General features: G+C 40.5%; 12 protein-coding genes and 1 tRNA gene. 7 read left to right on the top strand and 6 right to left on the bottom strand.

The window, feature by feature from the left end:
- Positions 1-148 (top strand): IS1 family transposase (locus Xind_RS15495; RefSeq protein ID WP_222941832.1); only part of this gene is annotated, 148 nt, incomplete at its 5' end.
- A 194-nt stretch (positions 149-342) separates the two neighbouring features.
- Here Xind_RS15495 and Xind_RS15490 read toward each other — a convergent pair.
- Complete coding sequence (locus tag Xind_RS15490) at positions 343-690, bottom strand: YacC family pilotin-like protein (RefSeq protein WP_047683800.1); 348 nt, start codon at positions 688-690, stop codon at positions 343-345.
- Between the two features lie 274 nt (positions 691-964).
- On the opposite strand from Xind_RS15490, the gene hpt reads away from it, so the two are divergent.
- Positions 965-1,501 carry a hypoxanthine phosphoribosyltransferase gene (gene hpt / locus Xind_RS15485; RefSeq protein ID WP_047683802.1) on the top strand — a complete coding sequence of 179 codons (537 nt, stop codon included), beginning with the start codon at positions 965-967 and terminating at the stop codon, positions 1,499-1,501.
- An 80-nt stretch (positions 1,502-1,581) separates the two neighbouring features.
- On the opposite strand, the gene can is transcribed toward hpt, so the two are convergent.
- Complete coding sequence (can, locus tag Xind_RS15480; protein WP_047683804.1) at positions 1,582-2,235, bottom strand: carbonate dehydratase; 654 nt, start codon at positions 2,233-2,235, stop codon at positions 1,582-1,584.
- Positions 2,236-2,416: 181 nt separating this feature from the next.
- On the opposite strand from can, the gene Xind_RS15475 reads away from it, so the two are divergent.
- Positions 2,417-3,343 (top strand): ABC transporter ATP-binding protein, encoded by a 927-nt coding sequence (locus Xind_RS15475; RefSeq protein WP_187650429.1) that lies wholly within the window; start codon positions 2,417-2,419, stop codon positions 3,341-3,343.
- Positions 3,340-4,110, top strand: a complete 771-nt coding sequence (locus Xind_RS15470) for an ABC transporter permease (RefSeq protein ID WP_047683808.1) — start codon at positions 3,340-3,342, stop codon at positions 4,108-4,110. The genes Xind_RS15475 and Xind_RS15470 overlap by 4 nt, the downstream gene beginning before the upstream one ends.
- 338 nt (positions 4,111-4,448) lie before the next feature.
- Here the strand turns inward: Xind_RS15470 and Xind_RS24625 are convergent, their stop codons facing one another.
- The 3 genes from Xind_RS24625 to gloB all read right to left on the bottom strand — a co-directional run bounded on the left by Xind_RS24625 (position 4,449) and on the right by gloB (position 7,039).
- Positions 4,449-4,694: a MepB family protein gene (locus Xind_RS24625; RefSeq protein WP_072032543.1), complete on the bottom strand. Its 246-nt coding sequence runs from the start codon at positions 4,692-4,694 to the stop codon at positions 4,449-4,451.
- A gap of 185 nt (positions 4,695-4,879) precedes the next feature.
- Entirely contained in the window at positions 4,880-6,211 is a 1,332-nt protein-coding gene (gene mltD, locus Xind_RS15460; RefSeq protein ID WP_047683811.1) for a murein transglycosylase D, read from the bottom strand.
- A gap of 72 nt (positions 6,212-6,283) precedes the next feature.
- Positions 6,284-7,039 carry a hydroxyacylglutathione hydrolase gene (gene gloB / locus Xind_RS15455; RefSeq protein ID WP_047683821.1) on the bottom strand — a complete coding sequence of 252 codons (756 nt, stop codon included), beginning with the start codon at positions 7,037-7,039 and terminating at the stop codon, positions 6,284-6,286.
- A 61-nt stretch (positions 7,040-7,100) separates the two neighbouring features.
- Here gloB and Xind_RS15450 point away from each other — a divergent pair, with 61 nt between their 5' ends.
- The gene (locus Xind_RS15450; protein WP_047683813.1) at positions 7,101-7,817 is read left to right on the top strand and encodes a methyltransferase domain-containing protein; all 717 of its coding nucleotides are present in this window, start codon (positions 7,101-7,103) and stop codon (positions 7,815-7,817) included.
- Between the two features lie 12 nt (positions 7,818-7,829).
- Here the strand turns inward: Xind_RS15450 and rnhA are convergent, their stop codons facing one another.
- A complete protein-coding gene (gene rnhA, locus Xind_RS15445; RefSeq protein WP_047683816.1) occupies positions 7,830-8,297 on the bottom strand; it encodes a ribonuclease HI in 468 nt (155 codons plus the stop codon).
- A gap of 63 nt (positions 8,298-8,360) precedes the next feature.
- Here rnhA and dnaQ point away from each other — a divergent pair, with 63 nt between their 5' ends.
- Positions 8,361-9,104: a DNA polymerase III subunit epsilon gene (gene dnaQ, locus Xind_RS15440; protein ID WP_187650428.1), complete on the top strand. Its 744-nt coding sequence runs from the start codon at positions 8,361-8,363 to the stop codon at positions 9,102-9,104.
- 144 nt (positions 9,105-9,248) lie between these two features.
- Positions 9,249-9,325, top strand: a tRNA-Asp gene (locus Xind_RS15435).
- The last annotated feature ends 52 nt before the right edge of the window (positions 9,326-9,377 follow it).

Below are 9,377 nucleotides of genomic sequence, written 5' to 3'. Positions count from 1 at the left end.
AACCTTCACTCAACGTATTGAGCGGGAGAATTTGACGTTGCGCAACCGACTTAAGCGACTCAATCGTAAAACGTTGGGTTATTCTAAGTCACCGAAAATACATGATAAAGTCATCGGGACTTTCATTGAACGTGAATACTATGTTTAACACAAATCAACGGATTGAATACGTGACCCAACCGTGAAATACTGGCCAAAATTGGCATGTAATGTTTCATACCAAACGTTTTCTTGTGACATGTATGGTATTCCTCCATTGTGCACTCATGATTATGAGGCGCACATAATAGCCAACGAAAAAGTTAGTTGCACTGTGATATTGACCTGAGAATGATTAGAAATTTATTTGACATAAGCAAGTAGGCTGAGGGAGCGTCGGGCAAGAGAACGACATTTTACCTCATGAGGCAGGTTGATTCCTTTCAGATCGTTATAGCCTAACTGATTTAGTTTCTCCATTAACTGACCATCATAGTTACTGAGATCCCATTTATTACGTTGGGCAAAATAAACGATTGTGCGTCTGATTTCCCTCTCCGGGATCTGACTATAACCACAATCATATTTTAGGTAGATGTAAACTGCGGTGAGATCAGCAAGATCTTCAGCTTCATTTTCAGACAAAGCCCTTGCGGGTTGTGTGAAACCAAATAGAACCAGAATGTAAGTCAATAAGGCAAGTTTTTGCATAATTCCTATTATATTGATTTTTTGCTGTTTTGCCTAAGTTAACATATTAATATCTTTTTTAGCCAAACTTTATTTACCTGAACTTGGAAAATGACCTTTTAATTACCAGTAAAAAATTAACCGTATGTTAATGAATAGGGTTTTGTTCTGATGTCATAGAGTGTTATTTTATGCGCTCGATGAGCTTATTGGGTTGATCGGTGTGTAAATAATCACGCTCATTATTGATGGTTATTGTGGTTATTTAAAATAATATCAACTGGTTATATTTATAATGAAACATATTGTAGAAGTAATGATCTCCGAGCAGGAGGTTAAGCGACGCATTGCTGAACTGGGGCAACAAATTACAGAGCATTACCGTAATAGTGATCGTGAACTGGTATTGGTTGGATTGTTAAGAGGATCGTTTATTTTCATGGCGGATTTATGCCGTGCAATTCAGGTTCCTCACGAAGTGGATTTTATGACAGCGTCCAGCTATGGTAATGGAATGAGCTCTACCCGCGATGTGAAAATCCTGAAGGATCTGGATGAAGATATTCGTGGTAAAGATGTGTTGATCGTTGAAGATATTATTGATTCAGGCAATACACTAAATAAAATTCGTGAAATCCTGGCCTTGCGTGAACCAAACTCGTTGGCAATTTGTACGTTACTGAACAAGCCATCCCGCCGTGAAGTTGATGTGCCAGTTGAATGGATTGGTTATTCGATTGAAGATAAATTCGTGGTTGGTTATGGCATTGACTATGCTCAGCGCTATCGTCATCTGCCTTATATCGGCCATGTTACTCTGTTGGGAGAGTAAATTCTTGTGCTAATGCACAAGAGCATTGGTGCAGTAAATAAATGGCAGTTTTAGCTGCCATTTATTTTTACAGAAATTTGTTACTTTTTATTAGCCAGTTTGGAGATTGCCTGGCGGTAATTGAGTTCCAATTTTTCCCGGCTGTCTGCGGTAATATCCAGATCATATAGTTCACCATCCTTCAAACCGTATACCCAACCGTGGATCATCACTTTTTGCCCGCGTTTCCATGCTGACTGCATAATGGTTGAATGCCCAAGGTTATAAACCTGTTCAATAACATTTAGTTCACATAAACGATTCAGTCGATCATTAGGCGGCAACTCGCCAAGCATTGAGCTGTGTTTGTACCACAAATCACGGATATGGAGTAGCCAGTTATTGATTAAGCCTAATTCAGTGCCGTCTACTGCCGCTTCAATACCACCGCATCCGTAGTGACCACAGATGATAATATGCTCAACCTGTAAAACATCGACAGCATACTGTACAACGGATAAACAATTTAAATCGGTGTGTATAACAAGGTTTGCAACATTCCGATGAACGAAAAGATCACCCGGTGCAGCATCGATAAGCTTTTCAGCAGGTACACGGCTATCCGAACAGCCTATCCATAGAAAATGGGGCTTTTGTGCTTTTGATAATTCATTGAAGAAATGCGGGTTTTCTTCATTTACGGATTTAGACCACTGCTTGTTCCTGGCGAACAGCTCTTCAATTTTTCTCATCATGACTAATAGCCTGGCAACATTTTTGAGATAGAATCATATACAACATTAATTGAGAATTTAATATTTAATTGAGTAATGTTTTTGCTTTGATCCCTATCATTGAAAAGAAGTATAGGCAAAATAATGGCATAATCTCTATCTTGCATTCAAAAATAGCAAAGAATAAAGGTGTTTTTGACTTATGGCTTATGCATTGGAGTTAACTCAGCTCACGAAGACCTATAAAGGTGGAGTGAAAGCATTGCGTGGGATTGATCTACGTGTAGAAGCTGGCGATTTCTACGCGCTTTTGGGGCCAAATGGTGCAGGAAAATCGACTACCATCGGTATCATCAGCTCTTTGGTTAATAAAAGTAGCGGTAAGGTCAACGTATTTGGTTACGATATTGATACGGATTTGGTCAATGCCAAACGTCAGTTGGGTTTAGTGCCGCAGGAATTTAATTTCAATCCATTTGAAACAGTGATTCAGATTGTGTTGAATCAGGCCGGATATTACGGTGTATCACGCGATGTGGCGCAAAGCAGGGCGGAAACCTATCTGTCACAACTGGATCTATGGGGCAAACGCAATGAACGGGCAATCCGTTTATCAGGAGGTATGAAGCGCCGTCTAATGATTGCCCGTGCTTTAATACACGAGCCAAATTTATTAATTTTAGATGAGCCTACTGCTGGTGTGGATATTGAACTACGTCGCTCTATGTGGGAGTTTTTGAAAACTTTGAATGCACAGGGAACGACTATTATCCTGACAACTCACTATCTGGAAGAGGCTGAAATGCTCTGCCGTAATATTGGCATTATTCAGAATGGTGAGTTGGTGGAGAATACCAGCATGAAGGATTTACTCAGCCAACTGGAACTGGAAACGTTCTTATTCGATTTAGCACCGAAAAGAAATATGCCAGTCCTTCAGGGTTATGGCTATCGTTTGGTGGATACCACCATATTAGAAGTGGATGTGAAACGTGGGCAGGGATTAAATGATATTTTTTCCCAATTGAGTATGCAGGGTATCCAAATTAACAGCATGCGTAATAAAGCGAATCGTCTAGAAGAGCTGTTTATCGGGTTGACAAATCATAGCCAAGGAGCTCGTCAATGATCCAACTATACTGGGTGGCATTGAAAACTATCTGGATTAAAGAAGTTACTCGCTTTGGTCGTATTTGGGTACAGACTTTGCTACCACCAGTGATTACTATGTCTCTCTATTTTGTCATTTTTGGCAATCTAGTGGGTTCCCGTATTGGGGAAATGGGAGGCGTAGCATATATGCAGTTTATTGTTCCCGGTCTGATTATGATGTCTGTGATCACTAACTCATATTCAAACGTCTCTTCTTCCTTTTTTGGTGCTAAGTTCCAGCGTAGTATTGAAGAAGTGCTGGTTGCGCCTGTGCCAACACATGTCATTATTGCCGGGTTTGTCGGCGGCGGAGTGGCTCGTGGTGTATGTGTGGGCATTTTAGTTACACTGGTTTCTTTGCTTTTTGTACCGTTACAGCTCTACTCGTGGGGAATGGTCGTAATAACCCTATTGGCGACATCGATCTTATTTTCATTAGCTGGCTTGTTGAATGCCATTTTTGCGAAAACCTTCGATGATATCAGTATCATTCCGACTTTTGTTCTGACGCCATTAACTTATTTGGGCGGTGTGTTTTATTCCCTGACTTTATTACCTGAATTTTGGCAGATGGTATCGAAGCTAAATCCAATCGTTTATATGGTCAGTGGATTTCGCTATGGTTTCCTCGGTATTGCTGATGTGTCTCTGGTAATGACATTAGGTATGTTAGGTATGTTTATTTTCGGTTTTTACTTATTAGCTTGGTATTTGATCGAGTCGGGCAAGGGACTGAGAACCTAAGCAGGATCGTTTGAACATAAAAATCGACAAATAGGCTGTTCTGCTGTGTAACACAATAAAGCAGCCTATTTTTGTTAAAAAATTTCTCAATTTTAGAGACGGTTGAACTTTTGTTATGATATTCAAACTAATTTTAATAACGGTGTGTGTTAATTTGTTTTAAATTCGGACTATTATTATATTATTTTTGTGCCATCCGTGTTTATAAAACGTCCATTCAGTTGCCCTGTAATCCCACAGTATTTTGGTTGAAGTTATTTCAATAACCAAGTTGAAATGATATTTCAAATTATTTTCTTAGGATTATATTATTTAAATAATATTGGAAATTTACTGTTTTAGATAGAAAATATTTTATTAAATTTTTCGATGGAAAGTAATTGAATTTCTAAATTTATAAAATATGAAGATTGCCATTTTTGTGTTTTAATTGCTTGTTTTGAAAAAGGATATACCCAAGAGGGATACACTCGTATGGCCCTTTTTCCTTCTTTATTTCCAGTGAAAAATATGCCTTGTCTGGTCAGAATATCTGAATAAAACGTAGTATCCGGCAGGAAGTAGCAACTGTTTGTATATTTCATTGAAGCTATCAGGGAAATTATCTGTATCACTGGTAAATGATGGCAAGGTTAGATTCCTTTATTGAACTTGAAATATATTGAGAATATTCGAATTATTATGTGTTTTGTACAAGGTTATAATATCTGGCACAGTAAAAACTCCCTGCCTGAAAGGCAGGAAGCTATACGCTGGTGGATAAGATAAATCAGTTAATATAAAGCGTCAGAGCGATACCGGGTTTAATGTCTTTGATCTTGATTTTTTTATTCCAATTCATCAGATCATTAAGATTTACGCCATGCCGTTTGGCGATGCTGGCAAAGGAATCACCTTTGCGAACCTGATACGTAACAGAATCGCTAGTATTAACCTTCAAAACTTGTCCAACTCTGAGTCTGTCAGCCGTCTTCAAGCCATTTAACCTTTGTAGCTGATGATGAGATGTCTTAAAACGTTTTGCAATTGCTGATAACGTATCACCAGAACGGACAGTGTAATGATTCTGTTGTTGTAGCTGACGAATATTTCTGGCAACAGCCAGGCGGATATTTTTTAAAACATTTTCATCTGCCAGCGAGTGTTTAAGCTGGCTGGCATTCTCTTTTGGTAACATAATGTAATGTGGCCCATAGGGAGATGTCATCCCTTGCTTATAGCCAGGGTTATAGGTTTTGATGGAAGTCAGTGATAACCCGGATAACTCAGCAGCTTGTGATAGTGTGATTTGTTGCCCTACTTCAACTTTGGCAAGGGCCTGTCGATTGTTGGGTTTTGGCAATTTAAGGTCAAATTTTTCGTTGTGACGAATGACATTACTGAGCGCCAGTACTTTGGGGACGTAATGCATGGTTTCACGAGGTAATGCTAATGACCAAAAATCTGTCGGTTTTCCCCGCGACTGATTGTCTTTGATTGCACGTATGATCCGGCCTTCGCCGCTGTTATAAGCTGCGATAGTTAATAACCAATCCCCATTAAAACGCACGTTCAAACGTTCAAGAATGTCTAAAGCTGCGGTTGTAGATGCAGCGACATCACGACGAGCATCGTACCATTTATCCTGTGTCAAACCATAATGGCGGCCTGTACTGGGGATAATCTGCCACAAACCTGCTGCTTTGGCGTAAGATGTAGCATGAGGATTAAAAGCACTCTCCACTATGGGAAGTAAGACCACTTCCATGGGCATATTTCGTTGATCAATCTGCTCAACGATCCAATATATATATGGCTCTGCTCGTAACGCCACATTTTGGAGATAGCTCTTGTGTCTCAGATAATAATTTTGTTGTTCACGTACCCTGTTATTGTCAGGAATTTCCATCTTCAACTCATCACGGATATGTCCCCACAAATCTTGTTGGGCTGTTGGACTTATCTTCCAGTTTGCAGTTTCGTCTGGCTCTGCAATACCTTCTGCTTTTTGATTAGTCGAAGACATTTTCTGTGTATGCTGCTGGGAGAGAGACTTTGGTTGGAGACCCGATTGACACCCGGCAAGCAAGACAGACGCGAACAAGATCGCTTTTGTCTTCATATTTTCTTTTGATGTATGCCTAAAAGGTGAGCAATCATACTGACCTATTACGCAGAAGACAACCCAACAAAATCAAAATCGATCTTTATAAGCCCTTAATTGCTGAAAAACAGAAGAAAGTGGTATTGAATTAGGTTTGATACCGATATTTTTTTGTAAATCAAGATCGTGACAATTTAGAAAAACGTTAATTTTTCTCTCAGTCTGTAAAGCAGTGGGCACTGTTGCCTGATTGTTTTCGCGTAACTCAATAATTTTTTTATAGTAATCGTGAATTGTTTGATTTTCAGGTAATACTGACTGCGCAAATTTCAAATTTGCGGCGGTATATTCATGAGCACAACAAATCAATGTGTCATCGGGTAGCGATGCAATTTTTTCAAGAGAAGAAAACATTTGTTCAGCAGTACCTTCGAATAGTCTGCCACAACCTCCTGAAAACAGGGTATCTCCACAAAACAGGTAAGGTGCCTGATAGAAAGCGATGTGACCAAGTGTATGACCCGGTAATGCTATAATCTGGAAAGAGAAATGCCCAATATCAATGACATCATGTTCATGGATAATATGGGTAGCTCCTTTACTTCGGGTCTCTTCTGGACCATACACAGGTAATTCAGGATATTGTTTACATAAGCCAGCGACACCACCAACATGGTCGTAGTGATGGTGTGTCAGCAAGATAGCAACGGGAATAAGTTGGTTAGCTGTTAAAATTTCCACGACGGGGTGTGATTCAGCAGGATCGATAACGACACAACGTTTGTCTTCATCACAAAGTAACCAAATATAGTTATCTGAAAGGGCGGGGAGCCTGATAAGCTTCATTATATGCCTCATTTTAACAATAGCTTTTAACAATAGCTTTGTAGGTTGAAAGGAAGATGACATGCAATCATTACATGCAATCAAACAAATAACTCCTCCTGAATCTTGGGCTGAGTTACCTTGGGGAGAATATTACCGTGTCGCTTTGGAACGTCAATTGGAACCGTGGTGGCCAAAAATTTTTGGCTTTCATTTAGTTAAGGTCGGTAATTTAAGTGCAGAAATTGACAGTCGCTCTTGCCTGATCAGCCACCAGGTCAATGTAGGATTGGCAGGCGAAAGTATGGATGTGATTGCCGATCCTCATTATCTTCCTTTCGAAGCGAAATCGGTTGATGCTTGTTTATTGGCTCATATGTTGACTTATAGTGTTGATCCTCATTGGCTGCTTCGGGAGGTGGATCGGATTATGATTGATGACGGCTGGTTGATCATTTCTGGTTTTAATCCAATAAGTTTATTAGGGCTGAAAAAAGTGATTTCACCTGTATGTCGCAGGCAACCTTACCGTGCCCAAATGTTTTCCCGTTTTCGTCAATTGGACTGGCTTCGCTTGCTTAATTATGAAGTTCTTTACCATGCTAATTTCCATGTCTTACCGTGGAAGAGTGGAAATAGTTTCTATGAGCATACGACATCAATACTTGGTTGTCTGAATGTGATTATTGCCCGCAAGCGGACAATACCTTTAACTCTCAATCCCATGCGGGCCAAATTGTTGAAACCTAAATTCAGTAATGCGTTAGGGGCAGCGAAAAATTTTCACCAACGCTATTAATTTCTTATTAGGTCAGTTTTCATTGATATAGCCATCATCATTTTGGGTCGGGGCATTGGCCGCTGTGCGAGCCAATTCATCACATAACTCATTTTCCCGATGGCCTGTATGCCCTTTAACCCAACGCCAGTCAATATTATGGGATGAAATGGCTTTATCCAGTCGTTGCCACAGATCAACATTGATCACGGGAGATTTGTCCGCTTTTTTCCAGCCACGTTTTTTCCAGTTGTAGATCCATTGGGTAATACCCTGGCGGACATATTGGCTATCGGTGGTCAGAATGACGTTACAAGGCTCTTTGAGTGCTTCCAGCCCGATAATGGCGGCCATAAGTTCCATTCGGTTGTTGGTCGTGCGGAAATAACCTTGACTTAGTTTTTTTTCCTTTTGTTTATAACGAAGTAAAACACCATATCCACCGGGGCCGGGATTACCGAGACAAGAACCATCGGTGAAAATTTCTACCTGTTTGCTCATATTTGGTAGACTCTTCCTATATTATCTTCAATCAAAACTCTAAGTCTGACACAAAAAAACACTATGAGCACTGCAATTACCCGTCAAATCGTCCTCGATACCGAAACAACCGGTATGAATAAACTGGGAATTCACTACGAGGGGCATAACATCATTGAAATCGGCGCGGTGGAAGTCATCAACCGCCGCCTTACAGGACGTCATTTCCATATCTATATTAAACCTGAACGCTTGGTTGATCCGGAAGCGTTTGAGGTTCATGGTATCAGTGATGAATTTTTGCTGGATAAACCCAAATTTGCTGATATTGCTGACGAATTTATTGAATTTATCCGTGGGGCTGAGCTGATCATCCACAACGCGACGTTCGATATCGGCTTTATGGATTATGAGTTCAGCAAACTTAATCGTGATATTCCGCCAACCGCGGAATTTTGTACGATTACGGATAGTTTGATGCTGGCAAGGCAGCTTTTCCCCGGTAAACGTAACAACCTTGATGCGTTGTGCGATCGTTACCATATTGATAACTCGAAACGTACTCTCCACGGCGCATTACTTGATGCCGAAATTCTGGCGGATGTCTATCTGGCAATGACTGGTGGTCAGACATCACTGGCTTTTTCAATGGAAGGAGAAGTATCCAACAATGCGCAGGTTGCAGAAATTCAAAAAATCACTCGCCCTCAGGCGGGGTTGAGAGTTATTTATGCTTCTGACGAGGAATTGATTCAGCATGAGTCCCGTTTGGATCTGGTGCAAAAGAAAGGGGGAAGTTGTTTATGGCGAACAGAATCTGAACAATGACATTGATTGAGAGTATGATAAGTGGGGATTAATTTGCCATTAAGGTGAAAAACTGTGCAAGTGCACTATTTTATTATAAAAAGCGATTGACGGATTGTGCGGAGGCTCGTATTATCCATCCCGTTCTCAACCAGAACGCCCTGCGGTGCGGTAGTTCAGTTGGTTAGAATACCGGCCTGTCACGCCGGGGGTCGCGGGTTCGAGTCCCGTCCGCACCGCCAGAATTTGTAAGCCCTGAGTTTTTAACTCAGGGCTTTTTTGTTTTATTATCAA

Source organism: Xenorhabdus indica (assembly GCF_014467235.1).
Classification (GTDB): domain Bacteria; phylum Pseudomonadota; class Gammaproteobacteria; order Enterobacterales; family Enterobacteriaceae; genus Xenorhabdus; species Xenorhabdus indica.
This window is presented reverse-complemented; position numbering and strand designations above follow the sequence as displayed.